This is a genomic window from Micromonospora sp. M71_S20, assembly GCF_003664255.1.
Taxonomy (GTDB): domain Bacteria; phylum Actinomycetota; class Actinomycetes; order Mycobacteriales; family Micromonosporaceae; genus Micromonospora.
The window spans coordinates 695,595-717,572 of sequence record NZ_RCCV01000002.1 but is presented as its reverse complement, the minus strand read 5'-3'; the positions used below and the strand labels follow the sequence as shown (position 1 = coordinate 717,572).

20 protein-coding genes and 1 pseudogene are annotated in these 21,978 nt (G+C 74.8%); 16 read left to right on the top strand and 5 right to left on the bottom strand.

Annotated elements, in window-relative coordinates:
* Positions 1–9 precede the first annotated feature (9 nt).
* From DER29_RS24230 to DER29_RS24220, 3 genes are read left to right on the top strand one after another with little or no spacing between them, the layout of a single operon-like run.
* Positions 10–321, top strand: coding sequence for an MGMT family protein (locus tag DER29_RS24230; RefSeq protein ID WP_121399921.1), 312 nt, complete (start codon positions 10–12; stop codon positions 319–321).
* Positions 322–353: 32 nt separating this feature from the next.
* Positions 354–1,775 (top strand): MFS transporter, encoded by a 1,422-nt coding sequence (locus tag DER29_RS24225; RefSeq protein WP_121399920.1) that lies wholly within the window; start codon positions 354–356, stop codon positions 1,773–1,775.
* 27 nt (positions 1,776–1,802) lie between these two features.
* Positions 1,803–3,401: an aminotransferase class V-fold PLP-dependent enzyme gene (locus DER29_RS24220; protein WP_121399919.1), complete on the top strand. Its 1,599-nt coding sequence runs from the start codon at positions 1,803–1,805 to the stop codon at positions 3,399–3,401.
* 40 nt (positions 3,402–3,441) lie between these two features.
* On the opposite strand, the gene DER29_RS24215 is transcribed toward DER29_RS24220, so the two are convergent.
* Both DER29_RS24215 and DER29_RS24210 read right to left on the bottom strand, forming a co-directional pair.
* Positions 3,442–4,629 (bottom strand): hypothetical protein, encoded by a 1,188-nt coding sequence (locus DER29_RS24215; protein WP_121399918.1) that lies wholly within the window; start codon positions 4,627–4,629, stop codon positions 3,442–3,444.
* On the bottom strand, positions 4,622–5,188 hold the full coding sequence (locus DER29_RS24210) for a SigE family RNA polymerase sigma factor (RefSeq protein WP_233600117.1): 567 nt from the start codon (positions 5,186–5,188) through the stop codon (positions 4,622–4,624). The genes DER29_RS24215 and DER29_RS24210 overlap by 8 nt, the downstream gene beginning before the upstream one ends.
* A 176-nt stretch (positions 5,189–5,364) precedes the next feature.
* Here DER29_RS24210 and DER29_RS24205 point away from each other — a divergent pair, with 176 nt between their 5' ends.
* A complete protein-coding gene (locus DER29_RS24205) occupies positions 5,365–5,955 on the top strand; it encodes an NADH-quinone oxidoreductase subunit B (protein ID WP_121400160.1) in 591 nt (196 codons plus the stop codon).
* A 59-nt stretch (positions 5,956–6,014) separates the two neighbouring features.
* Positions 6,015–7,331, top strand: coding sequence for a DUF2252 domain-containing protein (locus tag DER29_RS24200; protein ID WP_121399916.1), 1,317 nt, complete (start codon positions 6,015–6,017; stop codon positions 7,329–7,331).
* A gap of 7 nt (positions 7,332–7,338) precedes the next feature.
* Here DER29_RS24200 and DER29_RS24195 read toward each other — a convergent pair whose 3' ends face one another.
* Entirely contained in the window at positions 7,339–8,385 is a 1,047-nt protein-coding gene (locus DER29_RS24195) for a glucose 1-dehydrogenase (protein WP_121399915.1), read from the bottom strand.
* Between the two features lie 224 nt (positions 8,386–8,609).
* Between DER29_RS24195 and DER29_RS24190 the strand changes: the two are divergent.
* Together DER29_RS24190 and DER29_RS24185 are read left to right on the top strand one after the other, a co-directional pair.
* Positions 8,610–9,206 (top strand): annotated as a pseudogene (locus DER29_RS24190) (NADH-quinone oxidoreductase subunit C); the annotation flags it as partial.
* Between the two features lie 278 nt (positions 9,207–9,484).
* Positions 9,485–10,447 carry a complex I subunit 1 family protein gene (locus tag DER29_RS24185; RefSeq protein ID WP_121399913.1) on the top strand — a complete coding sequence of 321 codons (963 nt, stop codon included), beginning with the start codon at positions 9,485–9,487 and terminating at the stop codon, positions 10,445–10,447.
* Between the two features lie 9 nt (positions 10,448–10,456).
* Here DER29_RS24185 and DER29_RS24180 read toward each other — a convergent pair whose 3' ends face one another.
* Positions 10,457–11,476, bottom strand: coding sequence for a glutathione S-transferase family protein (locus tag DER29_RS24180; protein WP_121400159.1), 1,020 nt, complete (start codon positions 11,474–11,476; stop codon positions 10,457–10,459).
* A 222-nt stretch (positions 11,477–11,698) separates the two neighbouring features.
* Between DER29_RS24180 and DER29_RS24175 the strand changes: the two genes are divergently transcribed.
* Positions 11,699–12,133 carry an ester cyclase gene (locus tag DER29_RS24175; protein ID WP_121399912.1) on the top strand — a complete coding sequence of 145 codons (435 nt, stop codon included), beginning with the start codon at positions 11,699–11,701 and terminating at the stop codon, positions 12,131–12,133.
* Here DER29_RS24175 and DER29_RS24170 read toward each other — a convergent pair.
* Positions 12,114–12,686, bottom strand: a complete 573-nt coding sequence (locus DER29_RS24170) for a Uma2 family endonuclease (RefSeq protein ID WP_121399911.1) — start codon at positions 12,684–12,686, stop codon at positions 12,114–12,116. The genes DER29_RS24175 and DER29_RS24170 overlap by 20 nt on opposite strands.
* 93 nt (positions 12,687–12,779) lie before the next feature.
* On the opposite strand from DER29_RS24170, the gene DER29_RS24165 reads away from it, so the two are divergent.
* The 8 genes from DER29_RS24165 (at position 12,780) to DER29_RS24130 (ending at position 21,793) form a co-directional block, all read left to right on the top strand.
* Positions 12,780–13,406, top strand: coding sequence for an NADH-quinone oxidoreductase subunit I (locus DER29_RS24165; RefSeq protein ID WP_121399910.1), 627 nt, complete (start codon positions 12,780–12,782; stop codon positions 13,404–13,406).
* Positions 13,403–14,014 carry an NADH-quinone oxidoreductase subunit J gene (locus tag DER29_RS24160; protein ID WP_121399909.1) on the top strand — a complete coding sequence of 204 codons (612 nt, stop codon included), beginning with the start codon at positions 13,403–13,405 and terminating at the stop codon, positions 14,012–14,014. The genes DER29_RS24165 and DER29_RS24160 overlap by 4 nt, the downstream gene beginning before the upstream one ends.
* Positions 14,011–14,334 carry an NADH-quinone oxidoreductase subunit NuoK gene (nuoK, locus tag DER29_RS24155; RefSeq protein WP_121399908.1) on the top strand — a complete coding sequence of 108 codons (324 nt, stop codon included), beginning with the start codon at positions 14,011–14,013 and terminating at the stop codon, positions 14,332–14,334. The genes DER29_RS24160 and nuoK overlap by 4 nt, the downstream gene beginning before the upstream one ends.
* Positions 14,331–16,277 carry an NADH-quinone oxidoreductase subunit L gene (locus DER29_RS24150; protein ID WP_121399907.1) on the top strand — a complete coding sequence of 649 codons (1,947 nt, stop codon included), beginning with the start codon at positions 14,331–14,333 and terminating at the stop codon, positions 16,275–16,277. Before nuoK ends, DER29_RS24150 begins: the two co-directional genes overlap by 4 nt.
* Positions 16,274–17,779: a NuoM family protein gene (locus tag DER29_RS24145; protein WP_121399906.1), complete on the top strand. Its 1,506-nt coding sequence runs from the start codon at positions 16,274–16,276 to the stop codon at positions 17,777–17,779. Before DER29_RS24150 ends, DER29_RS24145 begins: the two co-directional genes overlap by 4 nt.
* A gap of 40 nt (positions 17,780–17,819) precedes the next feature.
* Positions 17,820–19,346 carry an NADH-quinone oxidoreductase subunit N gene (locus tag DER29_RS24140; RefSeq protein WP_121399905.1) on the top strand — a complete coding sequence of 509 codons (1,527 nt, stop codon included), beginning with the start codon at positions 17,820–17,822 and terminating at the stop codon, positions 19,344–19,346.
* A gap of 169 nt (positions 19,347–19,515) precedes the next feature.
* Entirely contained in the window at positions 19,516–20,391 is an 876-nt protein-coding gene (gene htpX / locus DER29_RS24135; RefSeq protein ID WP_121400158.1) for a zinc metalloprotease HtpX, read from the top strand.
* Positions 20,392–20,533: 142 nt separating this feature from the next.
* Positions 20,534–21,793, top strand: a complete 1,260-nt coding sequence (locus DER29_RS24130; protein ID WP_121399904.1) for an MFS transporter — start codon at positions 20,534–20,536, stop codon at positions 21,791–21,793.
* The last annotated feature ends 185 nt before the right edge of the window (positions 21,794–21,978 follow it).

Genomic DNA, 21,978 nt, shown 5'->3' with positions numbered 1-21,978 from the left:
TGGCCGGTCGTGAGACCTGACGAGTACGTCGAGGCGGTGCTGGAGCTGGTCGAGCGGATCCCGCCGGGCCGGGTGATGTCGTACGGGGCGGTGGCCGACGCGCTGGCCGAACGCTCGGGGCGGGCGTCGGCCCGGCTGGTCGGCTCGATCATGGCCCGGCACGGCGGGGGCGTGCCCTGGCACCGGGTGGTGAACGCGGCCGGCCGCCTGCCGCCCGGCCACGAGCGGGAGGCGCGGGACCGGCTGCGCGCCGAGGGGACGCCGCTGCGCGGCGACGGGGTGGACATGAGGGCGAGCTGGTCCCCCGAGGAGGGGATGTGACCCGTGCCATAACGTGAGTAACATTCGGCGTCATGGACGCGCCCTCGGGTGGAGCTGCTCCGGTCGCTGGCGTGCTGCCGCGCCGGGTGCACGCCGGTTATGCGCTCGGATCGCTGGCCACGGGCGCGTTCGGCACCGTGCCCGGCCTGCTCCTGCTGCCGTACCTGACCGACACCCTCGGCGTCGCGGCGGGCGCGGCGGCCCTGCTGGTGCTCCTGCCGAAGGCGTGGGACGTGCTGGTCAACCCGGTCGCCGGCCGGATCTCCGACCGCACCCGGTCGCGCTGGGGCGCCCGCCGGCCGTACCTGCTGGGCGCCGGGCTCGCCCTCGGCGTGCTCTTCGCCGCCATCTTCGCCGCGCCGTTCGGCGCCGGGCCGGCCGCCGGGGCGTACGTGGCGGTGGCCTTCCTCGCCACCGCCACCGCGTTCGCCTTCTTCCAGGTGCCGTACGTGGCGATGCCGGCGGAGCTGACCGGCGACTACGCCGAACGTACCCGGCTGATGAGCTGGCGGATCGCGGTGCTGGCGCTGGCCATCCTGGTCTCCGGCGCGGTGGCCCCGCTGGTGCGCGACGCCGGCGGGGGAGGCGTCCCCGGGCACCGCTGGATGGGGCTCTTCGTCGCCGCTCTGATCGTGCTCGGCGCGCTCGGCGCGTTCCTCGGCACCCGCTCCGCGCCCGGCGGCACGGTGGGGGAGAGCGAGCCGACGCTGCGCGCCCAGCTCGCCGTCGCCGCCCGCAACCGACCGTTCCGGGCGCTGCTGGTCTGCTTCGTGGTGCAGTCCGCCGGGGTGGCCACCGTCCTCGCCGGGGTCAACTACTTCGCGGACCAGATCCTGCGCGATCCCAAGGGCGGGCCGACCGTCCTGTTCGCCTGCTTCGTCGGGCCCGCGCTGCTGGTGATGCCGCTCTGGACCCGGGTCGGGGCGCGGGTCGGCAAGCTCGCCGCCCTGGTCGCCGCCTCGCTGATCTTCGCGGTGGGCGCGCTGGCCCTGGTCGCCGCCCCGGTGCTGCCCCCGCCCGCGGTCTACCTGCTGGTCGCGCTGATCGGCGTCGGCTACGCCGGGCAGCAGGTGTTCGCCCTCGCCATGCTCCCGGACTGCATCGCGTACGACACGGCGCGCACCGGCCGGCGGCAGGCCGGCGTCTTCACCGGGCTCTGGACGGCCGGGGAGACCTTCGGGCTGGCCCTCGGGCCGGGCATCTTCGGCCTGGTGCTCCAGCTCAGCGGCTACGTCTCCTCCGACACCGGCACGGCGGCAAGCCAGTCCGACACCGCCCGGCTGGGCATCCTGATCGGCTTCACCGTCCTCCCCGCCCTCCTGGTGGGCCTGGCGGTCCTCGCCCTGCGCCCCTACGACCTGACCCCGGCCCGCCTGGCCGCCGTCGAGGCCGACCCGACCGCCCGTACCCACCCCGCCGATCATGCGGTTGTGGTGGGGGACGAAAGCCGCTGAACCCCATGGAAAGGGCACCACGACTCCATGATCGACGACGAAGCTGACCGGCGGGCCCTGCCCGGCAACGGGCTGCCCGCCGAGCGGGTGCTGGCGGAGGTGTCGGCGCTGCGGGGCGCCGACCGGCCCACGCACGGGGGGCGGCTGTTCGCGTACGTCTACGACCCGGCGGTGCCGGGGCTGGACGAGCTGGCCGCCGCCGCGTATGCCGGCAGCGCCCACGTCAACGGGCTCGACCCGACGGCCTTCCCGTCGCTGCTGGCGATGGAGAACGCGCTGGTCGGTGCGGCCGCCCGGCTGCTCGGCGGCGGCCCCGGCAGCGCCGCGCCGGACGTCGTCGGCAGCGTCACCAGCGGCGGCACGGAGTCGCTGATCCTCGCGGTCAAGGCCGCCCGGGACGCCCACCCGGAGATCGCCGTGCCCCGGATCGTGGTGCCGGCCAGCGCGCACGCCGCGTTCGCCAAGGCGGCGCACTACCTGCGGGTCGCCGTGGACACGGTGCCCGTGTCGGCGGCGACGCTGCGGCCGGCCGCCGCCGACGTGGCCGCCGCCATCGGCCCGGAGACCGTGCTGGTGGCCTGCTCCGCCCCCTCGTACGCGCACGGCGTGGTCGACCCGGTCGCCGAGATCGCCGGAGCGGCCGCCGCCGCCGGGGTGCGCTGCCACGTGGACGCGTGCTTCGGGGGCTGGACCCTGCCGTACCTGCGCCGCCTCGGGGCGGACGTGCCGCCGTTCGACTTCGCGGTCGCGGGGGTCACCTCGATCTCGGTGGACCTGCACAAGTACGCGTACGCCCCGAAGGGCGTGTCGGTGCTGCTGCACCGCGATCCGGCGCTGCGCGCCCCGCAGTACTTCGCGTACGCGGACTGGCCCGGCTACACGATGGTCAACCCGGTCATCGCCTCCACCCGCTCCGGTGGGCCGATCGCCGCCGCGTACGCCACCCTGCGGCACCTCGGCGACGACGGGTACCTGCGGCTCGCGGCGGCCACGCGGGACGCCGTCGCCGGCCTCGCCGACGCCGTCCGCGCGGTCGACGGGCTGCGTCTGATGGCCGAGCCGGAGTCGACCGTCGTCTGCTTCACCGCCACCGATCCGGGCCTCGACCTCTTCGTGCTGGTCGACGAGCTGGCCGCCCGGGGCTGGCACACCCAGCCGCAGCTGTCGTACGCCGACCTGCCGCCGAGCGTGCACCTGACGGTGACCGCGGCGGTGGCGCCGCGGGTGGCCGAGTTCGGCCCGGACCTGGCCGACGCCGTGGCCGCCACCCGGGCCGCCGGGCCGGTGACGCTCCCCGCCGAGCTGCTCGCGCTCGCGACCACACTCACCCCCGACGCGCTCACCCCGGACCTGGTCGCGGGCCTGGCCGCCGGCCTGGGCCTGACCGGCCCCACCCCCGCCGGAGCGGCCGGTGCCGCCGGAGCGGCCGGTGCCGCCGGAGCGGCCGGTGCCGCCGACGCGGCCGGTCCCGCCGGTCCCGCCGGTCCCGACGACGCCGCCGGACCCGTGGGTTCGCCGCCGGGGCGGATGGCGGTGGTGAACACCCTGCTCGACGCCGCGCCGCCAGCGCTGCGGGAACGCCTGCTGGTGGAGTTCGTCGGCCTGCTGCAACGTCCCACCTGGTGAGCGGCGGCGTCCACCCGGCAGGGTGGACGCCGCCGCCGGATCACCTGTCCACGCGGACGTCGACCTGGTTGTTGCCGGGTGCGAGGTCCGGCCAGTGGCGGTGATCGGCGCCGTGGTGGACCACCCGGGCCGACACGTCCGCCCCGGGACCCTCCGGTCCGACGCGGAAACGGAAGGTCCAGCTCCGGCGCTCCCCGACCGGCACCCCGTCGGTCAGGCACGGCGGCCAGTCCGACCGTCCCCGGGCCGGCTCGCACCGGTCCCAGTCGCCGCCGTCCGGCGTGCCGACGCCCTCCAGCTCGTGGAAGGCGACGTGGTCCGCGTCGACCGGTCCCCGGTTGGTCACGGTCAACGTCACCGTGGCCGGCCGCCGGCCGAGCTGGTCCGCCGGGCCGAGGACGAGCGGCCCGGCCGAGATCGCGAGGTCGGTGAGGCGGGAGTCCCGGCCCCAGGTGGTCGGACCGCCGGTCTGGGCGAACCGCTCGCCGTCCCAGCCGTACGTCCGCCACTGCTGTCGCGCCCAGTACGCCGGGATGCTGCAACAGGGCTGGATGTCGGCGACCTGGACGCGGACCTTCCCGTCGGCCACGGCGACGGCGCGGACGTCCTCGAAGCCGCCGTCACCCTTCTCGTGCGTCCGGGCCACCCGCCCCAGCGTGACGATCCGCCCGGCGGGGTCCCGGTCGAAGGCGACCACCTGCTTCGCCGACGCCTCGCCGATGCGGCAGCCGAGCAGGGCCAGCGTCTCAGTGGCGCCGTCGGCGTCGACGTCGCCGTGCGTGACGCTGATCACGTACGGCCGGTCCACCTCCGTCGTGGTGGCCGGCAGCAGGGTGATCCGCGTGGTGTCGGCGCAGTTGCGGCCGGCCCAGGCCGGCAGGTCGAGCGCGGCGGCACGCAGCTGCCGCTCGGTGATCCGGCCGTCCGGCGCGGTCGGTGCCGACGGTGACCGCGACGCGTCGGGCGAGGGCTCGGGCGACGGGGACCAGGTCGGGTCGGCCGTCGGCGTGGCCGCCGGCGGTCCCGGCGGCGGGGTCTCCCGCAGCGCCGCGACGGCGGCGATCGGGGTCACCACCAGCGCGACGGCGAGCGCCCCGGTCGCGACGGTGGCGCGGCGGCGACGCCGCAGCGTACGCCGGGCCGCGTCCGGGCCCGGACCGTCGATCCGGTCCGTCACGTCTCCGCGGTACGCGGCGAAGCGCGCCCGCAGCGGGTCCTGCTCAGGCATGACCGACTCCCTCCGGGTTCTCGTCGAGCAGGGTGGCCAGGACGGCGCGGCCCCGGTGCAGCCACGACTTGACCGTTCCCTCGGCCACCCCCTCCTGGACGGCGATCTGGGCGACGGACATGTCGGCGAGATAGTGCAGGACGACGGCCCGGCGGTGTTTCTCGGGCAGCGCCGCGAGCGCCCTGTCGATGGCCACCCGGTCCGGCGTCGGGCCCGGCACCTGCGTCTCCACCCGCCGCTGCCGCAGCAGGTGGCTCCGGGCGGTACGCAGTCGACGCCACCGGCTGCGGGCGAGGTTCCAGGCCACCCGCCGGATCCAGGCCACCGGGTCGTCGTAGCGGACCAGCCGGTCCCACCGGGCGAGCGCCCGGCAGAACGCCTCCTGGGCCAGGTCCTGGGCCTGGCCCAGGTCTCCGGTGTACGCGCAGAGCTGCGCGGTCACGCTGCGGAAGTGCGCGTGGTAGAAGTCGTCGAAGGTGATCGCCGCCCCGCCCCCGCCGGCCGGCGCGTCGACCGTCGGAGGTGGTTCGTTGGCGCGGGCCCCCATCGTCACTGTCACTGTCCCTCCCCGTTCGAGCCACCGTGGGTGTCTGGCGGCGGTAACACTCCACCGGGCTGCGGCCGGTTGCGGCTGGCGTGGTCGTGGATCCGACGGCGGGACGGGCCGTCGACGGGTCGACCGGGGCCGCCGCGGGCTGTGGTTGACTGGTGGCGGTGCTCGGGAAGGGGGCGGTCGTGCAGGTGCCGGGAGTGCTCGGTGAGCCGATCCGGTTCGTGCTGAACTGGGGCCGCCGCTACTCGCTCTGGGTCTTCAACTTCGGCCTGGCCTGCTGCGCGATCGAGTTCATCGCCACCAGCATGGGCCGGCACGACTTCATGCGCCTCGGCGTGATCCCGTTCGCGCACGGGCCCCGGCAGGCAGACCTCATGGTCGTCTCCGGGACGGTCACCGACAAGATGGCCCCCGCGATCAAGCGGCTCTACGACCAGATGCCCGAGCCGAAGTACGTCATCTCGTTCGGCGCGTGCTCCAACTGCGGCGGCCCCTACTGGGATTCGTACTCGGTGACCAAGGGCGTCGACCAGCTCATCCCGGTCGACGTCTACGTGCCCGGCTGCCCGCCCCGCCCCGAGGCGCTGCTGCACGGCATCCTGCGCCTCCAGGAGAAGATCGCCGCCGAGCAGTCCGGGATCGGCGGCGTGCCCCGGCCGGACGCGCTCGCCCCGCCGGTCGACGCCCCGCCGGCCGACGCCGGCTCCACCGGCGTGCCGCCGCGCTCGGCGGAGTCGCTGACCGCCCCGCCGGTCCGCCCGCCCACCACCTGAGCCGTACCGTCCGGTCGGACGAGGGTCCCGGTTGGCCGGCGGGGGCTAGCCTGCGCACCATGAACCACTCCGCCGACCAGCGTTCCGCCCACATCGTCGACGTGCTCACCGAGGAGTTCGGCGCGTCGATGGCTCTCGACCCGGCCGCCTTCCGGCGCAAGTTCCGCAAGATGGCCGCGTCGCCGTTCGCCTTCTACCGGGGCAGCGCCTCGCTCTTCTACGCCGACCAGGTCGGCGACTTCGCCGACGACCGGTTCCTCGACGACCGGACCAGCCGGGTGTGGATCCACGGCGACCTGCACGCGGAGAACTTCGGCACGTACATGAACGCGTCCGGGCAGCTCGTGTTCAACGTCAACGACTTCGACGAGGCGTACGTGGGGCCGTTCAGCTGGGACCTGAAGCGGCTGGCGGCCAGCGTGGCGCTGCTCGGCTACGCCAAGGCGCTCTCGGACCGGGCGATCAGCGACCTCGTCGCCGGCTTCGCGGGGTCGTACCTGACCGAGCTGCGCGCCATCGCGGCCGGCGGCGACGACGCGATCGGCTCGATCACCCTGGACAACGCCGACGGGGTGCTCCGCCGGGTGCTCCAGCAGGCGCGGCTCAACACCCGGGTCGACCTGCTCGCCACGCAGACCACCATCGACAACTACGAACGCCGGTTCTCGCTGGGCGACGGCGTCTACGAGATCGACGCCGAGACCCGGGAGCGGGTCTGCGCCGCGTTCGAGGACTACCTCGGCACGCTGCCCGCCTCCTCCGCCCAGTTCCGTCCCGTCGCCACGCACATCAAGGACGTGGTGCTGCGCAAGGGCGTGGGCATCGGCTCGGCCGGGCTGCCGTCGTACAACCTGCTGCTGGAGGGGCACACCCAGGCGCTGGAGAACGACGTCGTCATCTACATGAAGCAGGCCCAGGTGCCGGCGGTGGCCCGGCACATCGCCGACGAGACGGTCGCGGGCTACTTCCAGCACCAGGGGCACCGCACCGCCGAGTCGCAGCGCGCCCTCCAGGCGCACGCCGACCCGTGGCTGGGCTTCACCGAGCTGGACGGTGCCGGCCAGCTCGTCGCCGAGGTCTCCCCGTACGCGGCCGACCTCGACTGGGCCGACGTGAACGAGCCGGAGGAGCTGGCCGGCGTGCTGGCCGACCTGGGCCGGGCCGTCGCCCGGATGCACTCGGTGGCCGACGACGAGTCCAGCCACGACCTGGTCGACTACTCCACCGAGGAGGCGATCGTCGCGGCGGTGGACGCCGACGAGGTGGGCTTCGTGGCGCACCTGGTCGACTTCGCCCACGCGTACGGCGTCCGCGCCCGGCAGGACCACCAGCTCTTCGTCGACCTGTTCCGCAACGGCCGGCTGCCCGGCCTCTGAGCGGAAGTCAGGAGCCGAACTCCAGCACCACCTTGATGTCGTCCGGCTCGGAGGTGTACGCCTCGGCGTACGCCTCCACCGGCACCCGGCGGGTGATCAGCGAGTCGAGCCACGACCGGTCGGCGCGGGCCAGCGCCGCTGCGGCGAGGTCCCAGTGCCGGCGGTTGGCGTTCACCGAGCCGAACACCACATTGTTCTCCAGCACGAGCGCGCGGTTGAGCGCCCCGGCGTCGAGGTCGATGGTCCGCCCGCCGCTGGAGACGCCGGTCAGGCAGACGATGCCGGTCGGCGCGATCTTGTACATCACGTCGAGGACGACGACCGGCGCCCCGGTGCACTCCAGCACCACGTCCGGCTCGAAGTCCAGCTCGCAGACGGACACGGTGTGGTAGGTCGCCCCGAGCGCCCGGACCAGGTCCGGCTTCGGCCCGGTGGTGTTGCGGTCCAGCACGTGCACGGCGAGCCCGCGCTGCGTGGCCAGCAGCGCGGCCAGCAGGCCGATCGGCCCGGCCCCGGTGACCAGTACGGTCTGCGGCTGCCACTCGGCGCGGGCACCGATGCGCTCGATGTGCTCCCACGCCTTCGCCACCACGCTGGTCGGCTCCAGCAGCATGCCGACCGGGGCGAGGGCCCGGTCCAGTCCCACGGCGAACCGGGGTTGCAGCCGCCAGCGGTCCCGGGCGAAGCCGGGCAGGGCCTTGATGCCGTGCTCGGTGAACCGACCGTTGCGGCACATGTCCCACTCGCCGACCGCGCAGTTCGGGCAGGGCACCGGGTCGGGGTGCCGGACGACGCCCGCCACCAGGTCGCCGGGTTGCAGCGTGCCCGACGGGTCCTCCAGCACCCGGCCCAGCGACTCGTGCCCCAGCACCAGCCGGTCCGCGCCGGGCGGCGCCTCGCCGTACTCGCCGGCGATGATCTCGTGGTCGGTGCCGCAGATCCCCACCGCCAGTGCCTCGACCAGGATCGCGCCCTCCTCGGGCGGCGGCTCCGGATGATCGTCGACCAGCCGCAGGGAGTCGGCGACACCCGGGTTGACAGTCACAGCGCGCACGACCTCATCCTTCCCCGCCGCCCGTCCCCCCGCCGCCAAAGCCCCAGAACCGCCCGGCCTCCCCGCCCTCGCGATCATGCAGTTGTGGTGGGGGACGGAGGTTGCGTACCGGGTCGGACCGGGCACACGGCTGCATGATCGACCGGGTGGCGAGGTGGGGTGGCGGGAGCCGGTGGGGCGTTCGGTTGGGTGGGGGGCGCGGGGCAGCACCTAGGATCAGCGGCATGACTCCGGAAGAGGTCGGGCAGCGGATGGCGGCGCTGCTCGCGCCCGCCGAGGTGACCCCGTCGGTCTCCGGCGGCCAGGCGCACGCCCGCGCCACCGTCGACGTGCCGCCGGTGAACTGGCCGGACGCGCTCCGCGCGGCCCGCGACGACGCGGAGCTGGCCTGCGACTACTTCGACTGGCTTTCCGCCGTCGACGAGCTCGCCGGCGGCTTCGACGTGGTGGCGCACCTCTGGTCCACCACCCGCCGGCACGGGCTCCTGCTGCGCACCCGGGTGCCCCGGGAGGCCCCGGTGGTCGCCACGGTGGTCGACGTCTACCCGGGTGCCGCATGGCACGAGCGGGAGACGCACGAGATGTTCGGCATCGACTTTCCCGGCCACGCCGGGCTGGCGCCGTTGCTGCTGCCGCCCGAGTTCGAGGGGCACCCGCTGCGCAAGGAGTTCGTGCTCGCCTCCCGGGTGGCGAAGCCCTGGCCGGGCGCGAAGGAACCGGGCGAGTCCGAGGCCGGCGGCGGGCGCCGGCCGATCCGCCCGCCGGGCGTACCCGCGCCGGGGGAGTGGGGGACGACGCCGACACCTGCCGGCGCGGGCGGGGTCGGGGAGGGGCCGCGCGGCGGCACGCCGGCCCGCCCGGCCCGGGAGCGGCCCGCCCGGCCGGCCCCGGGGGCCCGCCCACCCCGTACCGCCCGGCCCGCCGCCACCGCCGACGGCCCGGCACCGGCCGACCCGGCGGCTACCGGACCCGCCGACGCCAGCCCGCCGCCCGGCGCGCCCGGCGACCGGCCGGTCCGCTCCGACCCGCCGGCGGACCGGCCCGCGCCGGAGGGGCCGGCCGCGTCGGAGGGTTCCGGCGACGACGGAGGTACGCCCTGATGCCACTGTGGTTGGAGCTGGTCATCCGGGTGGGGGGCGTGCTCGTCGCCTTCCTCACCCTGCCGCTGCTGGTCGGGCAGGCCGAGCACAAGGTGATGGCGCACATGCAGGGCCGGCTCGGCCCGATGTACGCGGGCGGCTTCCACGGCTGGGCCCAGCTGGTCGCCGACGGTGTGAAGTTCGTGCAGAAGGAGGACGTCACGCCCCGGGAGGCGGACCGGGCGGTCTTCCGGCTCGCTCCGGCGGTCGCCCTCGTGCCCTACCTGCTGGTCCTGCTGGTGATCCCGCTCGGCCCGAACGACCTGGTCGGGCAGCCGCTGGACATCGGCCTGTTCTTCGTGCTGGCCGTCGTGGGCGTGGGCGTCGTGGCGGTGCTGATGTCGGCGTGGGCGTCGGCCAACAAGTACAGCCTCCTCGGCGGCCTGCGCGGGGCGGCCCAGCTGCTCGGCTACGAGCTGCCGCTGGTGCTGGCCGCCGCGTCGGTGGCGATGGCGGCCGGCACGCTCAGCCTCTCCGGCATCGTCGAGGCGTGGCAGCCGTGGTGGCTGCTCTGGCAGGCCCCCGCCATGGTCGTCTTCTTCCTCGCCGGGCTCGCCGAGATCCGCCGCCCGCCGTTCGACATGCCGGTCGCCGACTCGGAGCTGGTCTTCGGCTACATGACGGAGTACACGGGCCTGCGCTTCGCGTTCTTCCTGCTCGCCGAGTACGTCGGCATCGTGGTGATCGCCGCGCTCACCACCGTGCTCTTCCTCGGCGGCTGGCAGGGCCCGTTCGCCGACGCGCAGCTCGGCTGGCTGTGGACCCTGTTGAAGGTCTTCGCCGTCTCGTTCCTGATCATCTGGCTCCGGGTGTCCTACCCCCGCCTGCGCGAGGACCAGCTCCAGCGCCTCTGCTGGCTGGTCCTGGTCCCCGTCTCCCTGGGCCAGCTGGTCCTCACCGCCGCCGTCCGCGTCGCGCTGTAGGGCGCGCGGTCAGCGCAGCGGGGTGTGGGCGGGGTCGACGCGCTCGGCGGGCGGGGGCGGCGGGGGCGGGGTGCCGTCGCCGAAGGGACGGCCGCCGAGGGCCTCCCGGCCGTGCGGGGTCAGCCAGTTCGCCAGGTCCGGGCCGAGCGGCACGATCCCGGTCGGGTTGATGTCCCGGTGCACCTCGTAGTAGTGCCGCTTGATGTGGTCGAAGTCGACCGTGTCGCCGAAGCCCGGCGTCTGGAACAGGTCCCGGGCGTACGCCCAGAGCACCGGCATCTCGGTCAGCTTGCTCCGGTTGCACTTGAAGTGCCCGTGGTAGACCGGGTCGAAGCGGACCAGCGTGGTGAACAGCCGCACGTCCGCCTCGGTGATGGTGTCCCCGACCAGGTAACGCTGCCCCGCCAGCCGCTCGCCCAACCAGTCCAGCCGGTCGAACAGCCGGTGGTACGCCTTCTCGTACGCCGCCTGGTCGCCGGCGAAGCCGCACCGGTAGACGCCGTTGTTGACGTCCCGGAATAGCAGCGCGCTCACCTCGTCGATCTCGTCGCGCAGCCGCTCCGGGTAGAGGTCGGGCGCCCCGTCGCGGTGGTACGCCGTCCACTCGGTGGAGAGGTCGAGGCTCATCCGCCCGAAGTCGTTGGTGACCACCTGACCGGACGGCACGTCCACGATCGCCGGCACGGTGATGCCCCGCTCGTAGCCGGGGAAGCGGGCGAAGTACGCCTCGGCCAGCCGCTCGATGCCGAGCACCGGGTCGCGCCCGCCCGGGTCGAGGTCGAACGTCCAGCTCCGCTTGTCGTGGGTCGGGCCGGCCACCGCCAGCGAGATCGCGTCCTCCAGCCCGAGCAGCCGCCGGACGATGATCAGCCGGTTCGCCCAGGGGCAGGCGCGGCTGACCGCCAGTCGGTACCGGCCGGGTTCCACCGGCCAGCCGTCGCGGGCGTCGGCGGTGATCCGGGTGGCGATGTAGCGCTGGTCCCGGGTGAACTCGCGGCCCGGCTCGACGTACCTGCCGCCCGTCCGCATCAGCACCTCGTCGCCGCCGCTGGCGGTGCCGCCCGCGTGCGCCGGCGCGCCGCCGCCCGCCGCGCCGCCTCCGGTCGTGCCGCCTTCGGTCGTGCCGCCCATGCCCGCCCCTCCGTCGTCGCCCGTCCCTCGTCCCATCATGGCGGCTGCGCCGCCCTCCGGCGCGCCGAGTGCCGACTCCGCCGCCCAAGCTCGGCCCCGGCCGGCGGATAGGCTGCCGCGATGATCGATGTGGAGGCGGCGGCGCGGCGCTTCATCGCCGACGTGTGGAACGCCCGGCGGGAGGAGTCCGCGTACGAGCTGGTCGGGCCGGAGTGCCCGGGGCTCGGCGGGGCCGGCCCGGAGGCGACGCTGGCGTGGCACCGGGAACGCCGCGCGGCCTTCCCCGACCTGCGCTACAAGATCGTGGACGTGGTGGCCGCCGGGGACCGGGTGGCGGTGCACTGGCGGGCGGCCGGCACCCAGGCCGGGCCGTTCGGCCCGGTGCCGCCGACCGGGCAGGTGGTCAGCTACTCGGGGGCGAGCTTCCTGCGCTTCGACGACGCGGGCCGGATCATCGACGTGTGGAGCTGCAACGAGCTGTTCCAGCTCCTCCAGCAGCTCGGCGTCGAGATGCTCCCGCCCGCGGCGGGCGGGATCAGCGCGACCGGGGCGTGATCCTGGCGAGCGGGATGTCGATCTCCCACGGCTCCGGGACGAGGATGCCGTCGGTCATCCGGGCCTGCTCGACGTAGACCCGCTTGGCCGGGTCGAGCTTGTGGGCGTGCACGACGATCCCCGACTCGGTCTCGATCCGCCAGAAGTAGGGGATGTCCGCCTCGGCGTAGAGCGCGGGCTTGAGCACCCGGTCGATGCTCCGCGATCCCTCGGAGACGATCTCGACCACCAGCATCACCTCGTGGGGCCGGTAGTGCGAGGGGTTGCGCGAGGCCGCGTCCAGCTCCGTGACCAGCACGTCGGGGATGAAGGCCCGGGTGCGGGAGAGCCGCACCTCGACACCCTGCGTGACGTCGAGGTCGGGCGGGCAGGTCTCCTGAAGAGCCGCACCGAGCATCAGTGCGATCGACTGGTGGAGTCGCGTGGGGGAGGGCGACATGATGAGGTTTCCGTCCAGGAGTTCGTGGCGGCGGCCGTCGTCGGGCAGGCGGTCGAGGTCGTCGGCCGTCCACTCGCCCGGCGGCGGATAGTCGCCCTGCAGCGCGGCGGTCATGGCGAGCCCTTTCCGGTGCGTCGTTCTCCCCGCCTCACCGTACCGCCGGCAGACCCTGGGTGGTGGTCGCGCGCGCCGCGGCCACAGGGCAGGATGGTCGGCATGACCGACCGCAGCGAGCGCAGCGAGCCGGGCGGCGCCGGCGGAGACCGTGGCCTGCCGGGCGCGGGCCTGGTGAAGGGGCTCGCGGTCACGTTGAAGACGATGACGCGCCGCTCGACCACCCAGCAGTACCCGGACGTCGCCCCCGAGCTGCCGCCCCGCTCGCGCGGGGTGATCGCGCTGCTGGAGGAGAACTGCACGGTCTGCATGCTCTGCGCCCGGGAGTGTCCGGACTGGTGCATCTACATCGACTCGCACAAGGAGGAGGTGGCGGTGCCCGGCGCCGCCCGCCCCCGCCAGCGCAACGTGCTCGACAAGTTCGACATCGACTTCTCGCTCTGCATGTACTGCGGCATCTGCGTGGAGGTCTGCCCCTTCGACGCCCTCTACTGGTCGCCGGAGTTCGAATACTCCGAGTACGACATCAAGGACCTGCTGCACGACAAGGACCACCTCGGGCAGTGGATGGGCACCGTGCCGCCGCCGCCCGCGCATGACCCGAACGGTGAGCCGGCGAAGGAGGAGACCGCCGCCGCGCGCAAGGCCGCGGTCCCGGCCGCGCCCGCCGCCCGTCCCGCCGCCCCGCCCGTACGCCCCGAGTCCGAGGCCGGCGCATGACCGGTGCGGACGTGCTGCTGCTCGCCCTCGGCGCGCTGGCGGTCGGTTCGGGGGTGCTGGTGGTGGCGACGCGGCACCTGGTCCGGGCCGGCCTCTACCTGGTGCTCTGCCTCGGCGCGCTGGCCGGGATGTATTTGGTGCTCACCGCCGAGCTGGTGGCCTGGGTGCAGGTGCTGATCTACGTCGGCGCGGTGGTGGTGCTGCTGCTCTTCGCGGTGATGCTCACCCGCGCCCCGATCGGCGCCTCCGACGACCTGGACCGGCCCGGCTGGGCGGCGGCGCTGGTCGGCGGCGGCACCGGGCTCGGGCTGGCCGCCCTGCTGGTCGACGCGTACCGGTGGACGGCCGTGGAGCTGCCCGAGGCGGGCACCGCGGAACGCCTGGGCGACCAGATCTTCCGTAGCTGGGTGCTCCCCTTCGAGGTGCTCTCGGTGCTGCTGCTGTCCGCCCTGGTCGGCGCCATCGTGATCTCCCGTCCCGACATCGGCCGGCCGAGGACCGGTGGGCCGGACACCGACCGGTCCCGCACCGGCGGGCCGGGCGCCGGACGGTCGGGCGCGGCCGTCGCCGACGGAGGTCCGGACGACGACGGCGGGCGGTCGCGGTGAGACCCGTCATCCCGTACGTCACCGCCGCGCTGCTGTTCGGCCTCGGCGTCTACGGCGTGCTGCGCCGGCGCAACGCGGTGCTGGTGCTGATGGCCGTCGAGCTGATGCTCAACGCGGTCAACCTGATCCTGGTCACCGCCGACACCACCGTGCGCGCGCAACTGCCGCACGGCGGGCAGGTCTTCGCGCTTTTCGTGATCGTGCTGGCCGCCGCCGAGATCGGGGTGGGCCTGGCGATCGTGCTCCAGCTCTACCGGCTGCGGACCACCGTCGCCGTCGACGAGGTGCCGCTGACCGAGCGCCCGGAGGGGGAACGGTGAGCACGACCACCCTGCTCGGCGCGCTGCTGCCGGCCGTACCGCTGGTGGCGGGTCTGCTCGGCCTGCTGCTGCCGCCGGCCCCGCGCGACGCCGACGGGCCCCGGACCGGCGGCGACCGGGCCCGGCGGGTGGCGATCGCGCTCGGCGTGGCCGGGGCGGCCGGTGCGCTGGCGCTCGCCGTCGCCCTGCTGGTCAGCCTCGACCGGCCCGCCGAGGCGTCCACCACCTGGGTGGACCTGGGTGGGCTGACCGTGAGCCTCGGGGTGCGGCTGGACTCCGCCGCCGCGCTGGTCGCCGTCGCGGTCGCCGCGGTGGCGCTGGCCGTGCAGGTCTACTCGGTCGGCTACCTGCGGCGGGGCCCGCACGACGACGTCGACACCGACCACCGCTACCCGCCGTACGCGGCGCAGATCAGCCTCTTCACCGCCGCCATGCTGCTCGTGGTGGTCGCCGGCGACCTGATCCTGCTGCTGGTCGGCTGGGAGGTGATGGGCATCTGCTCCTACCTGCTCATCGCCCACGACCGCCGGCTGCCGGAGCCGCCGGCCGCCGCGATGAAGGCGTTCCTGGTGACCCGGGTCGGCGACGTCGGCTTCCTGCTCGGCATCGCGCTGCTCGGCGTCTCTGCCGGCAGCTTCCGGATCGCCGACGTGCTCGCCCACGACCACGCCGCCGGCACCCTGACCGCCGCCTGCCTGCTGCTGCTGGCCGGGGTGGCCGGCAAGAGCGCCCAGTTCCCGCTGCACACCTGGCTGCCCGACGCGATGGCCGGCCCGACGCCGATCTCGGCGCTGATCCACGCCGCCACCATGGTCGCCGCCGGCGTGTACGCGGTGACCCGGCTCTACCCGCTGTTCGAGGCGACCCCGGTGGCGCTGGCCGTGCTCGGCGTCATGGCCTCGGTCACCCTGCTGCTCGGCGCGTTCGCCGCCACCGCCCAGGACGACCTCAAGCGCGTGCTGGCCTGGTCGACGGTCTCGCAGATCGGCTACATGACGGGCGCGCTCGCGGTCGGCTCGCCGCCCGCCGCGCTGTTCCACCTGCTCACCCACGCCGCCTTCAAGGCGCTGCTCTTCCTCGCCGCCGGCGCGGTGATCCACGCGGTGGGCACCACGCTGATGTCCCGGATGGGCGGGCTGCGCCGGGGCATGCCGGTCACCTTCTGGTGCACGGTGGTCGGGCTGGGCGCCCTGGCGGGGGTGCCGCCGCTGTCGGGCTTCTGGAGCAAGGACGGCGTGCTGACCGTCGCCCAGGAAGCCGCCCTGCACGGGACCGGTCCGGCCCCGGTCTGGGTCGGCTGGCTGGTCTGGCTGGCCGGGCTGGTCGGCGTCGCGGTCACCGCCTGGTACGCCACCCGCCTGCTGCTGCGCACCTTCCTCGGCGAGGCGCGGATGCCGCTGGCCCACCCGCACGACCCGCCCGCCGTGATGCGCTGGCCGCTGCTGCTGCTCGCCGTGCCGGCCGCCCTGCTCGGCCTCGCCGGTTTCGTCCAGGCCTTCGCCCGCCGGCTGCTGCTGACGCCCGCCTCCGGCGCGCCGGCCGGGGAGCACCTGCTGATCCACGTCGGCCCGGAACTGCTGCTGCCGCTGGCGCTGCTGGCCGCCGGGGCGGGGCTCGCCTGGCTCCGCTGGCGGCGGGACCCGGCCGCCGACCCGGCGACCGCGCTGGGTCCGCTGCGGCCGGTCTTCGCCGCCGCGTTCCGGCTCGACGACGCCCAGCGTGCCCTGGTAGTACGCCCGACGAAGGCGCTGGCGCGCGCGACGCGTACCGCCGACGAGGTGGTGGTGGACGGCGCGGTCGAGGGCAGCGGCCGGGCCGCGCTCGGCCTCGGCGGCGGTCTGGCGGCGCTGCACCGCGCGGCGCTGCACCGCGCGGCGGTCGGCGTGCTGGCCGGGGCGCTGCTGATCGGCCTGGCGGCCGTCGTGATCGGAGTTTCCGCATGACCACGGGGGAGTTCCTGCTGGTGGCGGTGCTGGCGCTGCCGGCGCTCGGCGCGCTGGCGGTGGCGGCGACGCCCCGGGACCGCGCGGCCCGGGCGGTCGGCACGGCCGTCGCCGCGCTGACCCTGGTGGCCGCCGCGCTGCTCTTCCTCGGCGACCGCGGCCGGACCACGTACGCGGCCGACACCCCCGCCGTGCGCCCGTGGCACCGGCTCGACCTGCCCTGGGTGCCCGGCCTGGACCTGCGCTTCCACCTCGGGGTGGACGGCATCTCCTGGCCGCTGGTCGTGCTGACCGCCCTGCTCACCCTGCTCTGCTGCGCCTACACCCTGTGGAAGGTGCCCGACGGCGGCAGCGGGCGGGCGCTGGTGGCCCTGCTGCTGGTCGTCGAGGTCGGCATCCTCGGCACCTTCCTCGCCCTCGACCTCGTGCTCTTCTTCGTCTTCTTCGAGGTCGTCCTGCTCCCCATGTACGCGATCATCGCGGGCTGGGGCGGCGCGGACCGGCGGCGGGCGGCCCGCAAGTTCGCCCTCTACACGCTGCTCGGCTCGGTGCTGCTACTGGTCGGCGTCTACGTGGTGGTGGCCGCCGCCGGGACGGCCGACGTGGTGGCGCTCACCGGGGGGACGGGGCTGTCCCGGGGCACCCAGCTCGCGGCGTTCACGCTGCTCGCGCTGGCCTTCGCGGTGAAGAGCCCGCTCTGGCCGCTGCACTCCTGGCTGCCCGACGCACACACGCAGGCGCCCACCGTCGGCAGCGTGGTCCTCGCCGGGGTGCTGCTCAAGATGGGCACGTACGGGCTGATCCGGATCGCGGTCGGGGTGGCCCCGGAGGGCGCCCGCTGGGCCGCCCCGGTGCTCGGCGTGCTGGCGGTGGCGGCCATCCTGATCGGGTCGCTGGTCTGCCTCGCCCAGCGCGAGCTGAAGCGGCTGATCGCGTACTCCAGCGTCGGACACATGGGTTTCGTGCTGCTCGGGGTCGCCACGCTCACCACCACCGGCATCCAGGCGGCCCTGATCGGCAACGTCGCGCACGGGGTGATCACCGGCCTGCTCTTCTTCCTCGCCGGCGCGATCAAGGACCGTACGCACACCGGGTCGCTGGACGAGCTGTCCGGGCTGCGGGAGACCGCTCCCCGGCTCGCCGGGCTGCTCGGCTTCGCCGCCGTCGCCTCGCTCGGTCTGCCCGGGTTGGCCGGCTTCTGGGGCGAGGCGTTCGCCGTGGTCGCGGCCGTGGAGGTGGGCCGGGCGCTCTGGACCACCCTGGGCGTGCTGGCGGCAATCGGCGGGGCGCTCACCGCGGCGTACCTGCTGCGGCTGCTGCGCCGGGTGACGCACGGGCGGCCCAGCCCGGCGGTCGGGCGGCTCACCCCCGGCCTGGCCGGCGCGGAACTGGTCGCGTGGGCGCCGCTGGTGCTGCTCGCCCTCGCGGTCGGGTTGGCCCCGACCCTGGTGCTCGGCGTCGCCGAGGCCCCCGTCGACGCCCTCGTGGAGGTGCTGCGGTGAGCGAACCGGGCCGACGGTACGGACGTGAGGGGGTGCCGGCATGAGCGTGGTGCAGAGCGTCGACAACGTGGCGCTGCTCCCGGCGTACCTGGCCGCCGGCACGGCCGTGCTGGTGCTGCTCGCCGACCTGCTGGTGGCCCGTGCCCGGGTCACGCTGGCGACGGCTGCGGTCGGCGCGACGGCCACGGCGCTCGGCGCGGCCCTGGTCGGTGCCGGTAACGAACGGCGGACGTTCTGCGTCGGCCCCGACTGCTCGTACGTCTTCGGCGGCCGGGCCGCCCTGGTCGCCGTCGTCGTCGCGCTGCTGACCCTCGGCGTGCTCGCGCTGTCCGGCCCGCTGCTGCGGGCGGGGCAGTCGCCGGCGGGGGAGTACTGCTTCCTGCTCGCCTGCTCCATGACGGGCGGCGTGGTGCTCGGCGCGGCCGGCGACCTGATCACCCTGATCGTGGCGCTGGAGACGCTCACCCTCCCGCTGTACGTCCTCGTCGGGCTGCGCCGGGACAGCCTGGCCAGCGCCGAGGCGGCCGTCACCTTCTTCGTGGTCAGCGTGGTCGCCACCACGCTGACGCTGCTCGGGGCGGCGCTGCTCTACGCGGCCACCGGCGGGCTGCACCTGGGCCGGATCGGCGCGATCCTCGCCGACCGGCCGGACCTGCTGGACCTGCCGCTCACCACGGCCGCCGTGGCGCTGGTGGTGCTGGGGCTGGCGTTCAAGGTGGCGGCGGTGCCGTTCCACGCCTGGGCGCCGGCCGCCTACGACGGCGCGCCGCTGCCGGTGGCCGCGTACCTGTCCACCGCCTCGAAGCTGGGCGGCGTGGTGGCCCTGCTCGCCGTGGTGCAGCACGCGCTGCCGGCCGACGTGACCGGCCCGGTGCTCGCCCTGCTCGCGGTGCTGACGATGACCGTCGGCAACCTGGTGGCGCTGCGCCAGCGGCGTACGGTCCGGCTGCTCGCCTGGTCCTCGGTCGCCCAGGCCGGCTACATCCTCGCCCCGCTCGGCGCGCTGGCGCTGGCCTCGGGGCGCACCGCCGACGCCCGCACCGCCGCGTACGCGGCCGCCGTCGCGTACGCCGTCTTCTTCGTGGTGCTGGAGCTGGCGGCCTTCGCGGCCGTGGTGGCGTTGCGCCCGGCGGGCGCGGACGGCGGCACGGTCGACGACCTGCGCGGGGCGGCCCGGCGACACCCGTGGCGGGCGGCGGCGCTCGGGCTGGCGCTGATCGGGCTCGCCGGCCTGCCGCCGGGCCTGGCCGGCCTCTTCGCGAAGGTGACAGTGGTCCGTTCGCTGCTGGACGGTGGCGCGGGCTGGCTCGCCGTGGTGGTGGCCGTGAACGCGGTGATCGGCCTCGCCTACTACCTGCGCCTCACCGCCACCCTGTGGGCCGCGCCGGCCGACGGGCCGGCCGCCCCGGTGGGCGGGGCCGCCGCGCCGGGCGTCGGGCCCGGCGGCGCCCCGGCCGTGGTCCCCGTGCGGGCCCGGACGGTCGGCGTGGTGCTGGCCGTGGCGACGGCGGCGGCGCTGGTGCTCGGCTTCGCCCCGCAGCTCGTGCTCGACGTCGCCGTCCGCTGACGCGGCAACCTCGTCGGGGCGGCCTACCCGCCTTTCGGGGCGGTAGTCCCGACGGGCACTTCGGACATCCCAGGCAACTCACAGCCATGAGACGGATGGTTGACGGGTACCGGGTTGTTGAACCGGTCAGCGGATCCCGCGCGATCCGTGCTGCACCGAAGGAGTGATCGTGCACCACAACCGTCTGAAGACCGCCGCGCTGCTCGGCCTGCTCACCTCGCTGATCCTGGCGGTGGGCTACTGGTTCGGCGGCAGTGGCGGCCTGGTCATCGCCGTCGTCGTCTCGCTGGTCATGAACGGCGTCACCTACTTCTACTCCGACAAGCTCGCGTTGCGCTCGATGCGGGCGCAACCGGTCAGCGAGGCACAGTTCCCCGAGCTGTACCGGATGGTCCGCGAGCTGGCCACCGAGGCCGGGCAGCCCATGCCGCGCCTCTACGTGAGCCCGACGTCGCAGCCCAACGCGTTCGCCACCGGGCGCAACCCGCAGCACGCGGCCGTCTGCGTCACCCAGGGGATCACCGAGATCCTCGACTACCGCGAGCTGCGGGGCGTGATCGGGCACGAGCTGTCGCACGTCTACAACCGGGACATCCTCATCTCCAGCGTGGCGGCCGGTCTGGCCGGCATCATCACCATGCTGGCGAACATCGCCTGGTTCATCCCGCTGGGCGGGGGCGACGACGAGGACTCCCCGAACCCGGCCGTGCTGCTGCTCACCATCATCCTGGGGCCGATCGCGGCCACCGTCATCCAGCTGGCGATCAGCCGCAGCCGGGAGTTCCAGGCGGACGCCTCCGGCGCCCGGCTCACGAAGGACCCGCTGGCCCTGGCCAGCGCCCTGCGGAAGATCCACATGGGCGCCCAGCGCCGGCCGCTGCCGGCCCAGGGGCAGCTCACCAGCACCGCCCACCTCATGATCGCCAACCCGTTCAAGGGCGGCGGCGTGGCGGCGCTCTTCTCCACCCACCCCAAGATGGAGGAGCGGGTCGCCCGGCTGGAGCGGATGGCCGCGAACAGCGGCCCCGTGCAGTTCCAGCGCTGAGGCGCTGATCACCTTTCCGCCCGTGTCCGGTCCGCCGGACACGGGCGGAACGCCGTGTGAGCGCGTTAACCGTTCCTTCCACGCCTCCGGCGGCGTTAGGGTCGAAAGGTTCCCCGCTCGTTACATCCCCTGGAGGTCGATCGTGGCCGCACTGCGCCAGTACCTGGGCGTCTGGCGGATCCCCGGAGCGCCGATGCTGCTGCTCACCGGCATCATCGGCAGGCTCGGGATCGGCATGACGCCGCTGGCGCTGCTGCTGGTCGTCGAACAGGTCACCGGCCGCTACTCGCTGGCGGCCGTCGCCGGCGCCATCTACGCCCTCTCCGGCGCCGCGCTGAGTCCCGTCGCCGGCCGGATCGCCGACCGGATCGGGCCCACCCCGGTGCTCGTCGGTACCGCCATAGCCCACCCGTTCGCCCTGCTCGGCCTGCTCTGGTCCGCCCGCTCCGACGCCGGCAGCCTGACGCTGGTCTTCGTGGCCTCCGGCGTCGCCGGGGCCACCTACCCGCCGCTGACCGCCGCGATCCGGGGCGCCTGGAACGAGCTCACCTCGCCCACGTCGGGCCGGTGGCACCTGCGCAACACGGCCCTCGCCGCCGAGACCACGCTCTTCGAGATCGTCTTCGTGCTCGGTCCGCTGCTGGTCGCCGGTTTCATCCTGTTCGCCGACGCCGGGGCCGCGCTGGTCGGCGCGGCCGTGGTGACCCTGGTCGGCACCCTGGCCGTAGCCCTCGGCCGGGTGATGCGCGGCTGGCGGCCACCGCCGCGCGAGCACCGGACCACGGGGCTCGGTCCGCTGCGCGTGCCCGGCTTCCCGGCCCTGCTCCTCTGCGTCGCCAGCCTGGGCATCGCCTTCGGCGCGGCCGGCGTGACCGTGCCGGCGTTCGCCACCGCCTACACCGCCGACGACCCCGACAGCCTCGCCGGGGTGCTGCTGGCCGTCTGGGGCGTCGGCAGCGCCGTGGGCGGTTTCTGGTTCGGTGTCCGCAAGCCGGCCCGGAACATGACCCGGCAGTTCTCGCTGCTGCTCGGCGGGGTGGCCGCCAGCTTCGCCGTCTTCGCGGTGATGCCCACCCCCGTGGCGCTGGGCACCGCCCTGGTGATCGGGGGCGCCATGATCGCGCCCGCCCTGACCCTGGAGAACACCCTGGTCGGCCGGGTCTCCCCGACCGGCATGCTGAACGAGGCGTACACCTGGGTGGTCACCATGTCGGTGGGGGCGAGCGCCGCCGGCGGTGCGGTGGCCGGCCTGATCGTCGACCACGCCGGCGGGGTGCCCTGGGCGTTCGTCTTCGCCGGGGCCGCGGTCGCCGTCGGGGCCGGGGTCGCGGCCCTGCCCGCCGGGCCCATCGCCCGCGCGGAGGCCACGGCGGTACGCACCGAAGAGCTGCTGCCCGCCTGACGTCCCCAGGGTTCCCGCCGCCTTTGCGGGGTACCACCCGGTCGTGTTCGTCTTCTTCTCGAACCGGGTGGGCTGCCTCGGCTCCCTGCTCATCAGCGCAATCCTGACGGTGGTGCTGCTGCTCGTCTTCTCCCGCTGACCCGGTGCGGTCCTCTCGACCCGGGTTGCCAGGGTCGGCCGTCCGT